This window comes from Curtobacterium pomorum (genome assembly GCF_044497295.1).
GTDB lineage: Bacteria > Actinomycetota > Actinomycetes > Actinomycetales > Microbacteriaceae > Curtobacterium.
Genome location: NZ_CP172409.1, coordinates 2,439,157 through 2,455,016, shown reverse-complemented (window position 1 = coordinate 2,455,016; position 15,860 = coordinate 2,439,157). Strand labels below are relative to the sequence as shown.

Sequence of the window (15,860 nt, the reverse complement as noted above, 5' to 3'; positions counted from 1 at the left end):
TCAGCGCCCGGCGGCGTCCTCGTCGTCGGTGGTCTCGGACGCGCCGCCCGGAGCGGTCCCGAGCAGCCCGGTCGCGTGCGTCAGCACGCCGCGCAGGTTCTCGAGGTACCCCGCCACCGCTTCGCGCTCGGTGCGGATCGCCGACAGGCGGTCCTCGGCCTCGGCGGTGATGGCGGCGGTGCGCTCCTCGGCGTCCGAGACCATCCGATGCACGCGGTCCTGGGCGTCGGCGACGATGGTGCGGGCGTGCTCCTGCGCCTCGGCGGTGCTGGTGCGTTCGAGGTCGTCTGCTTCCTGCTGGAGCCGCTCGGCGCGCTCCCGTGCCTCGGTGGCACGGCGGGTGGCCTCAGCGAGCTGCAGGTTCGCCTCGTCGAGGTACTTCTGCGTCTCCGTGACGGTCTCGTGGTGCTTCTGCAGGTAGTCCTGCTCGGCGTCGTCCCGGCGCGAGGCGAGCTCGGACTCGAGGGTCGTGCGGGCCTCGTCGCGCTCGCGGGCGATCTCGGCGCGGGCGTCGTCGCGTTCCTTCGCCAGGTCGGCGCGGGCCGTGTCGATCTCCTGACGGAGGGCGGTGCGCTCCGCCTCGAGCGCGTCGAGTTCGGCGGAGCGACGGTCGGCGATCTCGGTGTCGACCTCGGCGTGCTCGCGTTCGCGGCGGGCGGCGAGGGCGTTCTCGTGCTCGCGGTCCGCGCGCTCGGCGGCGGCCTCGGCCTCGGCACGCTCCCGGGCGATGCGGGTGTCGTGCTCCTCGAGCTCGCGGGCGATCCGGTCGGCGGTCTCCTGCGCGAGCCGCTCGTTCTCGATGCGCGTCTGCTCCTCGTCGACACGCAACTGCGCTCGCACCGCCTCGGCTTCCTGCGCGAGGGCCGTGCGCGCCGAGGCGAGCTCCCGGTCCCACTCGGCGCGGGCGGCCGCGAGTTCCTCGTCCACGACGCGGCGGCGGTCTTCGAACTCACCGTCGATCTCGGCGCGGCGGCGGTCGACCTCGGCCTGCAGCTCGGCGCGACCGGTCTCGATCGCCAGGGCGTGCGCCTGCTGCTGCTCGTCGCGTTCGCGGCGCCACGCGGCGCGCCCCTCGGTGACCTCGCGCTCGAGTGCCTCGCGGCGGGTGGCCTCTTCGTGGTCGAGGTCCGCGACGCGGCGGGCGTGGTCGGCCTCGAACACCGAGCGGCGGTGCTCGGTCTCGCGGTCGAGGTCGGCCGCTGCCGTACGGGAGTCGGCCGACTCGCGCTGGGCGATCTCGCGCAGCTCGGCGACCTCGTGCTCGACCTGGGCGCGCAGGGCGTTCGTCTCGCGGATGGCGACGGAGCGGACCTCTGCGGCCTCGGTCACGGCGGCGCCGCGGATGGCAGCGGCCTCGTTGCGGGCGTCCTGGGTGAGCAGGCCGGCCTCGGCGCGGGCACGCTCGACGGTGTCGGCGGCCTCGGCACGCGCACGGGTGAGTTCGTTGGTGGAGCGGGTGCGGGCGTCCTCGAGGGTGTCGCGGGCTTCCTCCTGCGCCTCACGCACGGTGCGGTCGGCCTCGGCACGGCTCGACGCACGCAGGCGCTGCGCGTCGATGTCCGCCTGGCTGATTAGTCGGGTGGACTGCTCCTCCGCCACGCGCAGGGTGGACTCGAGCCGCGTGCCCAGCCCGCTGTAGGTGGGGGTACCGGCCTCGTCGAGCTCGCCCTGGAGCTCGGAGACGCGGGACTGCAGGAGGCGGATCTCCTTCGCCGCGTCGGCGCGGTCGGTGTTCGACTTGATGAGCTCGCGGCGCAGGTCGTTCAGTGCACGGTCGACGTCGTCGCGGCGGTACCCGCGCAGCTCGGTCCCGAACTCGGCCTCGTCGTTCGCCACGTGTCGCTCCTGGGTGCTCGGCGGAGGGCCCGATCCGGCCCGCGGTCGATTGTAGTGGTGGCCCGACGGGGTCGTCTGAGTCCCGCGACAGCCCGGATGGATGCGCTGCTCAGCCATGCTCGCTATCCTGAGTCGCTGATTCGCGCGCCGACATCCCCACCCCGGCGCGGTAGGGAGAGTGTTCGTGCGATTCGTCCTGGCGATCGTCAGTTTCGTCATCGGCCTGCTGCTCGTCGCGCTGGCGGTGGGACAGCGGACCGTGTTCGCTCCGCCGTCCTCGCTCGTCGCGGACAGCTCGACCACCAGCTCCGCTCCGGTCACGGTGATCCCCGGGTCCACGCTCAACGCGAACCCCGGCTACCAGCGCATCAACGTCTCCGGATCCGGCAAGGTCTTCGCGGCGTACGGCAAGACGGCCGACGTCGACGCGTGGGTCGGTGACGCCGAGCACACCACGCTCCGGTTCGACGCCGATAGCGCGAAGCTCGTCGGCAAGACGACCGGCTCCGAGGCGTCCGTCCCGTCGCCGAAGGGCAGCGACCTCTGGTACCAGGAGTACGACGGATCCGGACAGTTCACCGTCCGTCTGCCGCAGGACGTCTCCGTGCTCATCGTCAGCGACGGCACCGCCGCCGCGCCGAGCGACGTCTCGGTGACCTGGCCGCAGGACACCGCGACCCCGTCCGTCGGGCCGCTGCTGGTCGCCGGTGGCGTCTTCGCCCTCGGCGGCATCGTCCTGCTGGTCCTCGCGTTCCTGCACCAGCGCCGCGGGCGTGGGCCCCGTCGTCGCAGTGGCGGCACCCGGCCGCCACGCGTCCGGGCCTCGCGCCGGGCCGCTGCGGCCGGTGCCCAGGTCCCGACCCGGGGCCGTCGCGGGTCGCGTGCGTTCATCGCGGTCCCCGTGGTGCTCGTCGGGACGCTCGCCCTGGCCGGCTGCTCGTCCGACTACTGGCCGCAGGGCGGAGACCCCTCGCTCGCGACCCCGACCCCGACGGCCAGCGCGACCGGCGCGGCCGAGACGACCGAGCCGACGGCGGCGACCAAGCAGCAGATCACCCGGGTCGTCGAGCGGATCGCCGCGGTGGCGAAGCAGTCCGACGGTGCCCGCGACCGGGACCTGGCGAAGACCCGCTTCACCGGGGCGGCGCTCGACCTGCGCCTGGCGAACTACTCGATCCGCGGCAAGGACTCCGACGCCAAGGCGCCGCCGGCGATCTCGGCAGGTCAGGTCTGCGTCGCGTTGCCGCAGCAGGCCGACACCTGGCCGCGCACGGTCTTCGCGATCGTCGCCGAGGACTGCGACGCCAAGTCGGCACCGCAGGCCCTGACGCTCGTGCAGGACACCGCGCGCGACCCGTACAAGGTCGCGTACGACGTCTCGCTTGAGGCCGACGCGAAGATCCCGAGCCTCGCCCCGACGTCCATCGGCGCGGCGCTGCTGGCCCCGCAGTCGAAGCTGCTCGCGATCGCCCCGGACCAGGTCGCGACCGCCTACGGCGACATCCTGTCGAAGGACTCGAAGAGCGAGTACGCCGACCTGTTCGCCACTGAGGGGGACGGTCTCCGCACCACCATCGGCAAGGCGTATAAGGACAAGAAGGCGAAGTCCCTGCCGGATACGGCGAAGATCGAGTACTCGTCCGAGGCCCCGGCGGACTCCGCCGTCGCGATCGCGACCGACGACGCCGGCGCGCTCGTCTCGGCCGACCTCAACGAGATCGAGAAGGTGACCCCGACCGCCTCCGGCGCCGAGGTCAACACCGAGGGCGCCGTCAAGGCGCTGTCCGGGGTGGACACGAGCAAGAAGGGCATCAGCGCCACGTACGGCGTCCAGCTGCTCTTCTACGTGCCGCCGGTCGCCTCGGATGACAAAGTGGTCCTGCTCGGGTTCACGCAGGGCCTGACCGCAGCGAGTGAGGTGCAATGAGCAACATCCCCCCGACCCCGTCCGGGCTCCGCGGAGCCGTGGACCTGTCGTCCCTCGTCGACCGCGCACAGCGGCCGCCCCAGCCGCCCGCCGGTGCTCCGGCGCAGGCGGGCAGCCCGACCGGCGCCGCCGCCCCGGGCACCGAGTCCGGCGCCGACCTGACCGTCCCGTCGCTCGTGCTCGACGTCACCGACGACACGTTCCAGGACGTCCTGCAGCTGTCGTCCGTGGTGCCGGTGATCGTCGACATCTGGGCAGAGTGGTGCGGGCCGTGCAAGCAGCTTTCGCCGATCCTCGAGCAGCTCACCGCCGAGTACGGCGGCCGTGTGCTGCTCGCCAAGGTCGACGCCGACACGAACCCGCAGCTCGTGCAGGCGTTCCAGGCACAGTCGATCCCGACCGTCGCCGCGCTGATCGGCGGGCGCCCGCTCGGGCTCTTCGTCGGGGCGCTGCCCGAGGCGCAGGTCCGCGACGTCTACGAGCAGGTCCTCCAGGCAGCCGAGCAGAACGGCGTCTCCGGTCGCGTCACCGTGGACGGTGCCGGCGCGCCCGAGGACACCGCCGAGCAGGGTGAGCCGGAGCCGGAAGAGCTCCCGCCGCACCACCAGGCGGCCTACGACGCGATCGAGCAGGGCGACTACGCCACGGCGATCGCCGAGTACAAGACCGCGATCCTGCAGGACCCGCACGACCAGATGGCCGTCGCGGGGCTCGCACAGGTGTCGCTCCTGGATCGACTGAACGGCCACACGGCCGACGACATCCGAGCTGCTGCCGGCGCGGGTCCGCAGGACGTCCAGGCGCAACTCGCGGTCGCCGACCTCGACATCTCCGGTGGGCACGTCGAGGACGCCTTCGGGCGGCTGCTCGACCTGGTGCCGACGGTGTTCGGCGAGGACCGTGAGGCGCTGCGCGTCCGGCTCGTCGAGTACTTCGAGCTCATCGGGACCGACGACCCGCGCGTGGTCGCGGCGCGCCGTCGCCTGGCGAGCGCCCTGTACTAGACCCGGCACGAGACGGACGGGAGGCCCGGTGCCAGCTGGCACCGGGCCTCCCGTCCGTCTGTCGGTCGCGTCCAGGACGCGGGCCGCAGCTAGCGGGCGAGCTGCAGCCAGACCGCGCCGAGCGGCGGCACCACCAGGTGCGCCGAGGCGGGGCGGCCGGCCCACGGGGTGTCCTCGGCCGTGACGACCCCGAGGTTGCCGACACCGGAGCCGCCGTACTCGGCGGCGTCGGTGTTGAGCACCTCGTGCCACGCACCGGCCTGCGGCAGCCCGAAGCGGCGTTCGACGGGCACGCCCGAGAAGTTCACGAACACCGCCAGCCGGTCGTCGCCGTCCTTGCGCAGGAACCCGAGCGTCGAGTGCGGTGCGTCGCCACCCTCGATCCACTCGAAGCCGTCGGCTGTGCTGTCGTGCGTCCAGAGTGCGGGCGTGTCCTTGTAGACCCGGTTCAGCTCGGCGACGAGGTCCTGCACGCCGCGGTGCCCTGGCTGGTCGAGGAGCCACCAGTCGAGCCCCTTCGCCTCGGACCACTCCGCGGGCTGGGCGAACTCCTGGCCCATGAACAGCAGCTGCTTGCCGGGGTGTGCCCACATGAACGCCAGGTACGCGCGGACGTTCGCGAGCTTCTGCCACTCGTCGCCGGGCATCTTGCCGTACAGGGAGCCCTTGCCGTGCACGACCTCGTCGTGGCTGATCGGCAGGGTGAACTGCTCGCTGAAGGCGTACACGAGCGAGAACGTGATCTCGTCGTGGTGGTAGCTGCGGTACGCCGGGTCACGCTGCACGTACTCGAGCGAGTCGTGCATCCAGCCCATGTTCCACTTCTGGCCGAACCCGAGCCCCCCGGCGCTGGTCGGCTGGGTCACGCCGGGCCACGAGGTGCTCTCCTCGGCGATCATGACGATGCCCGGGTAGCGCTTGTACGCGGTGGCGTTCGTCTCCTGCAGGAACGCGACCGCGTCGAGGTTCTCCCGCCCGCCGTGGATGTTCGGCAGCCAGTCGGTGCGGGAGTAGTCGAGGTACAGGATCGAGGCCACGGCGTCGACGCGCAGGCCGTCGATGTGGAACTCCTCGAGCCAGTACAGGGCGTTCGCGACCAGGAAGTTCCGGACCTGCGGCTGCCCGAAGTCGAACACGTAGGTGCCCCAGTCGAGCTGCTCGCCGCGACGGGGGTCCGGGTGCTCGAACAGCGCATGGCCGTCGAAGCGTCCGAGTGCCCACTCGTCCTTCGGGAAGTGCCCGGGGACCCAGTCCATGATCACTCCGATGCCGGCGGAGTGCAGGCGGTCGATCAGGTACCGCAGGTCGTCGGGGGAGCCGTAGCGCGCGGTCGGGGCGTAGTAGCCGGTGACCTGGTAGCCCCACGAGCCGCCGAACGGGTGCTCGGCGAGTGGCAGGAACTCCACGTGCGTGAAGCCCGTGTACTGCACGTGCCCGATGAGCTGGTCGGCGACCTCGCGGTACGACAACCCGGGGCGCCACGAGCCGAGGTGCACCTCGTAGACGCTCATCGGCTGGTCGTGCGTGGTCGTCTCCGCGCGCCGCTCCATCCAGGCGCGGTCGCCGTCGGACCACGTGTAGCTCGACTCGGTGATGACCGAGGCCGTCGCCGGCGCGATCTCGGCTTCGCGGGCGAACGGGTCCGCGCGCTCGACCCAGCCGGAGTCGGTGAGGATCTGGAACTTGTACCGCTGCCCGGCGACCGCGCCGGGCCAGAACAGCTCCCAGACGCCGAGGTCGCTCAGGCGGCGCATCGCGGTGGTGCGGCCTTCCCAGCCCTCGAAGTCGCCGATCACGCGGACGGCGGTGGCGCGGGGCGCCCACACGGCGAACGCGACGCCGTCGACCCCGTCGATGGTGCGGACGTGCGCGCCGAGGTGGTGCCAGAGCTGCTCGTCGCGGCCCTCGCCGAACAGGTGCAGGTCGAGCTCGCCGAGCGTCGGGGCGAACCGGTACGCGTCGTCCGTGGTCCAGGTGGCGTCGTCGTCCTCGGAGGACTCGTCGAAGTCGTAGTCGGCCTCGACGCGGTAGCGGCCGAGCTCCTCGGCGGTGGCACCGGCCCAGAGACCGTCGCCCTCGTGCGTCAGTTCGACGTCGTCGCCGTCGAGTCGGACGAGTCGGACCGCCTGCGCCAGGTGGCGCACCACGCGGACGCTCGTGCCGCCGTCGACCGGGTGCGGGCCGAGGACGTCGTGCGGCTGGGACCAGCGGCCCTCGGCGACCTGCTGGCGGAGCCACTGGTCGAGCGGCGCCGGACGGGGGCCGGTCCCGTCGGCCGGGGCGGGCTCTGCGGCCGGCGGCGACGGCAGGGCACCCGACGGGGCGACGGTGGACGGGCCTCCCGGCTGCGGGGCGGCGTCGACGGACGGGACCCGCGGGTGCGTCGCGTCGGCGGGGTGTCCGGACAGCGTCGCGGACTCGTCGACCCCGCGGTCGGGTGCCTCGCGCGGCGCGGCGGGCGCGCCGGGCAGGTCCTCGTCGGGGGCTGAGACCCGCGGCTCGTAGCGCGGTTCGGGCGTCGCGTCGGACGGCGTCCGCGCCGGCACGGGTGGCGGCGGGGGCGGTACCGGCGGGACGGCGGGGCCCCGGCTGGGCGGCGGCTGGGGTGCGGTCGGGTCGTTCGTCATCGGTGCAGTCCTTCCACGACGAGCAGGTGCACGGGTTCCTGGAACGCGTCCAGGCGGACGTAGTTCGACGAGCCCCAGACCCAGCGCTGCCCGGTCACGACGTCGCGGACGTCGAACCGGCTGTCGGCCGGCAGGCCGAGCGCAGCGAGGTCCAGGTGCACGGTGGTCTCGCGCGCCGAGTGCGGGTCGACGTTCGCGACGACGATCACGGTGTCGGCGTGCCCGGAGCGGATGAACTCGCCGGACAGGTGCTTGGAGTACACGACGGTCGCGGGGTCGTCCGCGGCGTGGACGTGCAGGTTCCGCAGCTGGCGGAGCGCGGGGTGCGCGGCACGGAGCCGGTTGAGCATCGTCACGTACGGGGCGAGGGACGCGCCCTCGGCCTCGGCGAGCGCGAAGTCACGCGGCTTGTACTCGTACTTCTCGTTGTCGATGTTCTCTTCCGAGCCCGGTCGGGCGACGTCCTCGAACAGCTCGTACCCGGAGTACATGCCCCACGTCGGGGCACCGGTCGCGGCGAGCGCTGCACGCACCTTGTAGCCGGCGCGGCCGCCGAACTGCAGGTACTCGGTGAGGATGTCCGGCGTGTTCACGAACAGGTTCGGACGCAGGTAGTCGCTCGTCTCGTGCGACAGCTCCTCGAAGTAGGACTCGATCTCCTCCTTCGTGTTCCGCCACGTGAAGTACGAGTACGACTGCTGGAACCCGACCTCGGCGAGCGCGCGCATCATCGCCGGGCGGGTGAACGCCTCGGCCAGGAACACGGTGTCGGGGTGCTCGTCGCGGACCTCGCGGATGACGCGCTCCCAGAACCAGAGCGGCTTCGTGTGCGGGTTGTCGACGCGGAAGATCCGGATGCCGAAGTCGATCCAGTGCCGGAGCACGCGCAGGACCTCGGTGACCAGGCCCTCGGGGTCGGAGTCGAACTGGATCGGGTAGATGTCCTGGTAGCGCTTCGGCGGGTTCTCCGCCGTGGCGATCGAGCCGTCGGCGCGCTGCGTGAACCAGTCCGGGTGCTCGGTGACCCAGGGGTGGTCGGGGGAGCACTGCAGCGCGAAGTCGAGCGCGACCTCCATGCCGGTGTTCTTCGCGGTCTCGACGAAGTCGCGGAAGTCGTCCTCGGTGCCGAGGTCGGGGTGGATCGCGTCGTGCCCGCCCTCGGGGGAGCCGATCGCCCAGGGGCTGCCGGGGTCGTTCGGGCCGGGGGTGAGCGTGTTGTTCGGGCCCTTGCGCGCGGTGGTGCCGATCGGGTGGATCGGCGGCAGGTACACCACGTCGAAGCCCATCCGGGCGACGGCGGGCAGACGGCGGGCCGCGGTGCGGAAGTCGCCGCTCTTCCAGGAGCCGTCGGGGTTCTTCTTCGCGCCTTCGCTGCGGGGGAAGAACTCGTACCAGGCGCCGACGCCCGCGCGGGCGCGTTCGACGTCGAGCAGCTGCGTCGGGGAGTGCGTGCGGAGCGAGGTGAGCGGGGCCTCCTCGACCTCAGCCACGATGCGCGGGTCGTCGACGGCGGCGAGGCGCTCGGCCGGGTCGAGGTCGGTGTCGCGCACCTTCGCGGCTGCGCGGGTGGCGGCGGGCGAGTCGGTCTCGTCGGCCAGCCGGTCGAGCAGCAGGGCGCCGTCGAGCAGCGTCGCCTCGGTGTCCACCCCGGCGGCGATCTTCAGCCGTGCGGCGTGCAGCCACGTCGCCCAGTCGTCGGAGTACGACTCGACGTGCCAGGTCCAGACACCGACGTGGTCGACCTGGACGGTCGCCTCGTAGCGGTCGGTCCCGGGCGCGCCGAGGGCCAGCGGGACGGTCCTGGTGCCCCCGTCCGGGCGTTCGAGCACGAGGTCGGCGCCGATGATGCCGTGTCCTTCTCGGAAGACGGTCGCACCGAACGTGATCACCTCGCCGTCGAACGCCTTGCCGGGGAACCCGTTCGGCGTCCTCGGAGCGAGTTCGGTGATCGGGATGCGCCCGATCTTCGGTCGGCGGGGTCGGTCTGCGGTGGCCACGTGCCGAACCTACCCGGAAGCCGCCCGGACGTTCCCCGGAACGCGTGTCGTGTGGACAGCTCGTCGGTCGCTCGTGCCGGTGGAGGGACGGACGGGAGGCGCGGGACGGGGCCGCCACGGGCCTCCCGTCCGACCGTCGATCGGGACCACGCTGCGCCCCGCCGTGGTCATCGCGCCCCGACTCTCCGGGGCGCGATGACGTGGACGGGGCGCAGCGCGCGAGCGCGCGAGCGCCCGAACGCCCGGCGCTACGCCACCTCGAACAGGTGGATGCCGGGGCCGTAAGCGGTGAACACCTGACCGGCGGGGCGGAGCCGCTCGTGGTCGCGGTGCTTCTCGCTCGACCACGCGAGCCGGTAGCCGAGCACGTCATCGCGGACCGGCAGCGTCAGGTCGCGCGTGCGCCCGCTGCCGTGCACCACGACCAGGACGCGGTCGTACGGTTCGTGCTCCGGCGTCGACTCGACGAAGTACTGCAGCGCGCGGTGGACCGGCTGGTCCCAGCCCTCGAGCGTCATCGGGCCGCCGTCCGGCCCGTACCAGGACATCCGCGAGGCCCCGGGGGTCTCCTGGCCCTCGACGCCGAAGCGCGTCGGTCGGAGCGCCGGGTGCGCGGCGCGGAACCGCGCGAGCGCGGCGACGGCCTCGGTCATCGACTCGGCGTCCTCGTCGTCGGACCAGTCCACCGGGGTGAGGTCGTCGGAGACCACGTACGCGTTGTTGTTGCCGTGCTGCGTCCGGCTCCGTTCGTCGCCCGCGGTGAGCATCGGCACGCCGGCCGAGAGCATCAGGGTCGCCGCCAGGTTCCGCATCGACCGGCCGCGGGCCGCCCGGACGCCGCGGTCGGCCGTGTCGCCCTCGATGCCGTGGTTGAACGAACGGTTGTCGTTCGAGCCGTCGCGGTTCTCCTCACCGTTCGCCGCGTTGTGCTTGCCGTCGTACGACACCAGGTCGAGCAGGGTGAACCCGTCGTGGGCCGTCACGAAGTTGACGCTCGCCAGCGGGCCGCGCTCGGCACCGAAGACGTGACGCGACCCGGTCAGGGCGCCGGCGAGCGCACCGATGCCCGTGTGGGGCATGCCGTTGCGGCGTTCCTCGGCGATGTCGGTGAGCCAGAACTGCCGCACGGTGTTCCGGAACCCGTCGTTCCACTCGCTGGTCCGGGCGCCCGCCGCGCCGAACGAGCCGGTCTTCCAGCCGTCGGGTCCGACGTCCCACGGTTCGGCGATGACCAGGGTGTCCTGCAGGTCGGGGTGGTTCCGGATCCGTTCGAGCAGTGGGTGCTGCGGGTCGAACACGTGGTGGGCGTCGCGGGCAAGAGCCGCCATGAGGTCGAAGCGGAAGCCGTCGACCTGCACCTCGCGGGCCCAGTACACCAGGCTGTCGACGATCAGGTCGGCGGTGGCCTCGACCGAGGTGTCGAGGGTGTTCCCGCAGCCCGTGGTGTCGTAGTAGGTGTCCCGGAACGGCGGCTGCGCCTGGGTCCACCGGTACCGGTTCGCGCCGTCGATGCCGCGCAGGCTCGTGGTGGGTCCGCCGAGTCCTTCCTCCGCCGTGTGGTTGTAGACGACGTCGAGCACCACCTGGATGCCCGCCTCGTGCAACAGCCGGACCATGCCCTTGAACTCGCGCAGGACCGCGGACGCGCCCTCGGCCCGGGCCGGCGCCGAGGCGTGTGCGGCGTGCGGCGCGAAGAACCCGAGCGTGTTGTAGCCCCAGGCGTTCTCGCGGCCGGCGTCCCGCAGCCAGTTCTCGGTGTCGAAGGCCTGCACCGGCAGGAGCTCGAGCGTCGTGACACCGATCCGGTGCAGGTGCGCGATGGTGCTCTCGTGCGCCACCCCGGCGTACGTGCCGCGCAGGTGCTCCGGCAGGTGGGGGTTCGCGGCGGTCAGGGTGCGGACGTTCGCCTCGTAGACGACGGCACGGTCGAGCGGGACCAACGGCTTGACGACGCCGCCCCAGTCGAAGGCGTCGTCCACGACGACACTCGTCCAGCGGGACGTGCTGGTCCCGGTGGCGGGTCCGGGCCCGGCCCCGGCGTCGGGTCCGCTCTCGTGCGCGCCGGTCGGGGCGATGCCGCGGGCGTACGGATCGAGCAGGGGCCGTGTCGGGTCGAACTCGTTCCGCGGACCGACGGGGCCGTCGACGAGCAAGTGGTACCGGTCACCGGGGACGACGCCGGGCGTCTCGGCCGCCCACACGTCGGTCGCCGGCAGCCGCTCGAGCGGGTACCGGGCCGACTGCCCGTCCGCTCGCTCGACGACCACGACGACGGCCGTGGCGGTGGCGGACCGCAGGGAGAACCGCGGGACGTCGGCCCCGAGGTCGAACCCCGGGGTGTGGTCGATCGCTGTCTCGTGCACCCGACAAGGGTACGAGGACCGGCGCGTATCCTGGACATCGCTCGTTCCAGGGGGTGCAGATGCCGGTCTACCTCGACCACGCCGCGACGACGCCGATCCTGCCGGAGGCGCTCGCCGCGTTCACCGACGCGCTCGGAACCGTCGGCAACCCGTCCTCGATCCACAGCGCCGGGCAGCGCGCGAAGATGCTGCTCGAGGACGGTCGCGCCGCCGTCGCCCGGTCGCTCGACGCCGACCCCGTCGAGGTCGTCTTCACCTCCGGCGGCACCGAGAGCATCAACCTCGCCGTGAAGGGCCTCTTCTGGGCTCGTCAACGCGACCGCGCCCGCCCCCGCATCGTGGTGCCCGGTGGCGAGCACCACGCCACCGTCGACACCCTGACCTGGTTGGAGGCGCACGAGGGCGCCGTCGTCGACGTGGTCCCGTTGGACGCGCAGGGTCGCGTCGACCTCGTCGGACTGGAGGCACGACTCGCCTCCGCCGACGACGTCGCCCTGGTCACGTTCCTGTGGGCGAACAACGAGGTGGGCACCATCCAGCCCGTGTCCCGGATCGTGGAGCTGGCGCACGCCGCCGGCGTGCCCGTGCACAGCGACGCCGTCGCCGCCTACGGCCAGGTGCCGGTGTCGTTCGCCGCGTCCGGCCTCGACGCCCTGAGCGTCTCCGCGCACAAGGTCGGCGGACCGGTCGGCATCGGTGCGCTGGTGCTCGGGCGGAAGGCCACCGTCGAGCCGCTCATCCACGGCGGCGGGCAGCAGCGGCAGGTGCGGAGCGGCACGCAGGACGCCCCCGCTGCCGCAGCGTTCGGGGTCGCTGCCACGATGGTCGCCGCCGAGCCGATGCCGCACCCGTCGCTCGTCGCCCTGCGCGACCGGCTCGTCGCCGGCGTCCGAACGGCCGTGCCGTCCGCCGTGCTGATGGGGGACCCCGACGACCGCCTGCCGGGCAACGCGCACTTCACCTTCCCGGGCTGCGAGGGCGACTCGCTGCTGTTCCTGCTCGACGCTGCCGGGGTCGCCGTCTCGACCGGATCCGCGTGCCAGGCCGGTGTGCCCGAGGCGTCGCACGTGCTGCTCGCCATGGGGCTCTCCGAACAGGACGCCCGCGGCGCACTCCGGATCACGCTGGGGCACACCTCGACCGACGCGGACGTCGACGCGTTCCTGGCGGCGTTGCCGGACGCCGTCGCCCGAGCAGGGGCGGCGGGCATGGCGTCGCGGGAGCCCCTGCTCGGGCGGTAGGTCCTCGGCGGTCAGGGTCGGAAGACCGCCCGCACGCACCCGTCGGTCTTCTCCTTGAACATGGCGTAACCGGCGGGACCGTCCGCGAGTGGCATGACGTGCGTGGCCAGGTGCTCCGTGACGATCTCGTCCCGCGCCATGCGTTCGAGGAGCATCGGGATGTACCGCTGCCCGTGCTGCTGAGCGGATCGGAGCGTGAGGCCCTTGTTCATCACCGCACCGAGCGGGAACTTGTCGACGAAGCCCCCGAAGACTCCGAGCACGAAGAGGCTGCCGCCCTTGCGTGCGGCGAAGATCGCCTCGCGGACGGCCGTCGGTCGGTCCGTCTGCAGTCGCAGCTGCTGCTTCAGCTGGTCGTAGGCGAAGTCAGGACCGTCGCGGTGTGCCTCCATCCCGACCGCCTCGATGCAGACGTCCGGGCCACGCCCTCCGGTCAGTTCGCGGAGCTCGGCCGTCACCTCGCTGGTCTCGTAGTTCATGGTCTCGGCGCCGATGACCTGTTCGACCTGCGTCAGTCGCTCCTCGAAGCGGTCGATCACGATGACGCGTTCGGCGCCGAGCAGCAGCGACGCGCGCGCCGCCATCTGTCCGACGCCGCCGGCGCCCCAGACCGCGACGGTGTCGCCGGGCTGGACGCCCCCGAGGTCGGCTCCCATCCACCCCGTCGGAGCGGCGTCGGAAGCGAAGAGCGCCCGCTCGTCACTGACCCCGTCGGGAACCGTGAAGGCGCCCTGGTCCGCGTACGGCACCCGGATGTACTCGGCGTGACTGCCGGCCCAGCCGCCCAGTGCGTGCGAGTACCCGTAACAGCCGCCGGGGGCTTGACCCCAGAGCATCTCGGGGATGCCCGCGTTGGGGTTCCCGTTGTCACAGAGCGAGAAGAGCTCGTTTCGGCAGTACCAGCACTTCCCGCAGCTGATGAACGAGCAGACCACGACGCGGTCACCGACCGCGTGCTCGGTGACGGCCGACCCCACCTCGACGACCTCGCCGATGAACTCGTGTCCCAGCACGTCTCCTGCTCGCATGGTCGGGACGTAGCCACCGAGGAGGTGCAGGTCGGATCCGCAGGTCGTGCTCAGCGTCACCTTGACGATGGCGTCATGGGCGTTGAGGATCTCGGGATCGCCGACGTTCTCCACGGAGAGTTCGTTCACTCCGGTCCAGCACAGCGCCTTCACAGCACACCCTCGCCCTTCGCGTCGTCTTCTGCTTCGTCGACCGCGCCGCCGAGCAGTGTGCGCGGACGGTCTCCGTGCGGTCTCGGGGTCGCACGCAGCACCTCGCCCGTCTCGAAGACCTGCTTGGCGTCGCGCAGCGCTGCCCGCAACGCCGTGTCCGGATCGCCGTCCACCCCGGTGTCCGCCCCCGCCCGGACCCGAGCGTGCACCTCGAACCCCTTGTCCCCGGGCGCCGGATCGATCCGGATCTCGAGCGACTCGGACAGACGCTCCAACGGCTCGGGGTACCCGCCGCGCTCGAAGTCCTGGGCCGCTCCCAGGATCGTGACCGCCTTCCACCCGTCCGGGTGTGCGCCGTCGCCGTCCGAACCCCGTTCCTTCTTCACCAGGGAGCGGGCGACGAGGCCCGCCGCGATCCCCGCGACGCCGACGCCGACTGCTGCGGCCGCTCTGCCCGCCATGATCACACCGCCGTTCCGGGCTTGAGGACGACCTTGGTCCACCCGTCGTCCCGGTTGTCGAAGTGCTCGTAGGCATCTGGTGCCTGGTCGAGCGGCAACTCGTGACTGACGATGAACGACGGCGTCGCCTTGCCAGCGGCGATCAGGTCGCGGAGCCGTCGGTTGTACTTCTTGACGGGGGCCTGTCCGGTCCCCATGGTCTGGCCCTTGAACCAGTGCAGTCCCATGTCGAACGCGATCTGCCCCTGCTTCGCCAGTTCGTCGCCGGCGCCCGGGTCCTGCGGCACGAACACGCCGACCGTGCCGATCCGACCCGTGAACCGCACCGACTGCACCAGACGGTTGAGCGTGAGGTTCGGTTGCTCGTCCCCACCGGGGTCGTGCGCCTGGTAGCCGACGCACTCGCACCCGTTGTCGGCGCCGAGCCCCATCGTCTCCTCGAGGACGGCCTGCACCGGGTCGACCTTCGAGTCGTCGATGGCGATCGCACCGATCGACTCCGCCAGCCGGAGTCGGTCCGGATGCCGATCGACGACCATGACCTTGCTCGCGCCCCGGAGGGTGGCCGACAGGGCGGCCATCAGGCCGACCGGTCCGGCGCCGTAGACGACGGTCTGGTCGCCCGGTTGCACCCCCGCCATCTCGGTCGCGTGGTAGCCGGTCGGGAAGATGTCGGCCAGCATCACGTAGTCGGCGGACCGCTCCTCTGCGTCCTCTCCCAGTCGGAGACAGTTGAAGTCGCCCCACGGCACCCGCAGCAGTTCGGCCTGGCCGCCGGCCCACGGGCCCATGTCCGCGAACCCGTACGCCGCACCGGCCCACTCCGGGACGGGCTGCGCGGTCAGACAGTAGTTGGTCAGACCCCGCTCGCAGTTCTTGCAGTGCCCGCACGCCACGTTGAAGGGGAGGACGACGTGGTCCCCGACCGAGACCTTGTCGACGCCGTCGCCGACCTCGATCACCTCGCCCATGTTCTCGTGACCGAACCACCGTCCGGTCTCGAAGCTGGTGCGTCCTTCGTACATGTGGAGGTCCGACCCGCAGATGTTGGTCGTCGTGACGCGCACCAGCACGTCGGTGGGGCGTTCGATGCGCGCATCCGGTACGTCCTGCACCGTGACGCTGCGCGGCCCCTCGTAGACAACGGCTTTCATGTTCGTCTCCTCACGTGCGTGACGTGCCCTGGAACGCGTCGCGGGCCGGTTGACCACGCGGCACCCTCA

Annotated in this window: 10 protein-coding genes; 3 read left to right on the top strand and 7 right to left on the bottom strand. The window is 72.1% G+C overall.

Going from position 1 to position 15,860, the window contains the following annotated elements:
- Positions 1-1,836 (bottom strand): DivIVA domain-containing protein, encoded by a 1,836-nt coding sequence (locus tag ACGH48_RS11680; RefSeq protein ID WP_396288734.1) that lies wholly within the window; start codon positions 1,834-1,836, stop codon positions 1-3.
- Positions 1,837-2,020: 184 nt separating this feature from the next.
- On the opposite strand from ACGH48_RS11680, the gene ACGH48_RS11675 reads away from it, so the two are divergent.
- Positions 2,021-3,763, top strand: a complete 1,743-nt coding sequence (locus ACGH48_RS11675) for a hypothetical protein (protein ID WP_396288733.1) — start codon at positions 2,021-2,023, stop codon at positions 3,761-3,763.
- The gene (locus tag ACGH48_RS11670) at positions 3,760-4,767 is read left to right on the top strand and encodes a tetratricopeptide repeat protein (RefSeq protein WP_396288731.1); all 1,008 of its coding nucleotides are present in this window, start codon (positions 3,760-3,762) and stop codon (positions 4,765-4,767) included. The genes ACGH48_RS11675 and ACGH48_RS11670 overlap by 4 nt, the downstream gene beginning before the upstream one ends.
- An 89-nt stretch (positions 4,768-4,856) precedes the next feature.
- Here ACGH48_RS11670 and glgB read toward each other — a convergent pair whose 3' ends face one another.
- From glgB to ACGH48_RS11655, 3 genes are all read right to left on the bottom strand, one after another.
- Positions 4,857-7,394 (bottom strand): 1,4-alpha-glucan branching protein GlgB, encoded by a 2,538-nt coding sequence (gene glgB / locus ACGH48_RS11665; RefSeq protein ID WP_396288730.1) that lies wholly within the window; start codon positions 7,392-7,394, stop codon positions 4,857-4,859.
- The gene (locus tag ACGH48_RS11660; protein WP_396288729.1) at positions 7,391-9,391 is read right to left on the bottom strand and encodes a maltotransferase domain-containing protein; all 2,001 of its coding nucleotides are present in this window, start codon (positions 9,389-9,391) and stop codon (positions 7,391-7,393) included. The genes glgB and ACGH48_RS11660 overlap by 4 nt, the downstream gene beginning before the upstream one ends.
- Before the next feature lie 248 nt (positions 9,392-9,639).
- Positions 9,640-11,754, bottom strand: coding sequence for a glycogen debranching protein (locus tag ACGH48_RS11655; protein WP_396288728.1), 2,115 nt, complete (start codon positions 11,752-11,754; stop codon positions 9,640-9,642).
- Positions 11,755-11,813: 59 nt separating this feature from the next.
- Here ACGH48_RS11655 and ACGH48_RS11650 point away from each other — a divergent pair, with 59 nt between their 5' ends.
- On the top strand, positions 11,814-12,995 hold the full coding sequence (locus ACGH48_RS11650) for a cysteine desulfurase family protein (RefSeq protein ID WP_396288727.1): 1,182 nt from the start codon (positions 11,814-11,816) through the stop codon (positions 12,993-12,995).
- A gap of 11 nt (positions 12,996-13,006) precedes the next feature.
- On the opposite strand, the gene ACGH48_RS11645 is transcribed toward ACGH48_RS11650, so the two are convergent.
- From ACGH48_RS11645 to ACGH48_RS11635, 3 genes are read right to left on the bottom strand one after another with little or no spacing between them, the layout of a single operon-like run.
- The gene (locus ACGH48_RS11645) at positions 13,007-14,137 is read right to left on the bottom strand and encodes a zinc-dependent alcohol dehydrogenase (protein ID WP_396288726.1); all 1,131 of its coding nucleotides are present in this window, start codon (positions 14,135-14,137) and stop codon (positions 13,007-13,009) included.
- Between the two features lie 35 nt (positions 14,138-14,172).
- Complete coding sequence (locus ACGH48_RS11640) at positions 14,173-14,637, bottom strand: hypothetical protein (protein WP_396288725.1); 465 nt, start codon at positions 14,635-14,637, stop codon at positions 14,173-14,175.
- Between the two features lie 2 nt (positions 14,638-14,639).
- Complete coding sequence (locus tag ACGH48_RS11635) at positions 14,640-15,791, bottom strand: glutathione-independent formaldehyde dehydrogenase (RefSeq protein WP_396288724.1); 1,152 nt, start codon at positions 15,789-15,791, stop codon at positions 14,640-14,642.
- Positions 15,792-15,860 lie beyond the last annotated feature (69 nt).

Excerpts from the sequence above, each read along its gene's own strand:
- ACGH48_RS11635 (WP_396288724.1), bottom strand. The coding sequence starts at position 15,791 with ATGAAAGCCGTTGTCTACGAGGGGCCGCGCAGCGTCACGGTGCAGGAC.
- ACGH48_RS11650 (WP_396288727.1), top strand. The coding sequence starts at position 11,814 with ATGCCGGTCTACCTCGACCACGCCGCGACGACGCCGATCCTGCCGGAG.
- ACGH48_RS11670 (WP_396288731.1), top strand. The coding sequence starts at position 3,760 with ATGAGCAACATCCCCCCGACCCCGTCCGGGCTCCGCGGAGCCGTGGAC.
- glgB (WP_396288730.1), bottom strand. The coding sequence starts at position 7,394 with ATGACGAACGACCCGACCGCACCCCAGCCGCCGCCCAGCCGGGGCCCC.
- ACGH48_RS11640 (WP_396288725.1), bottom strand. The coding sequence starts at position 14,637 with ATGGCGGGCAGAGCGGCCGCAGCAGTCGGCGTCGGCGTCGCGGGGATC.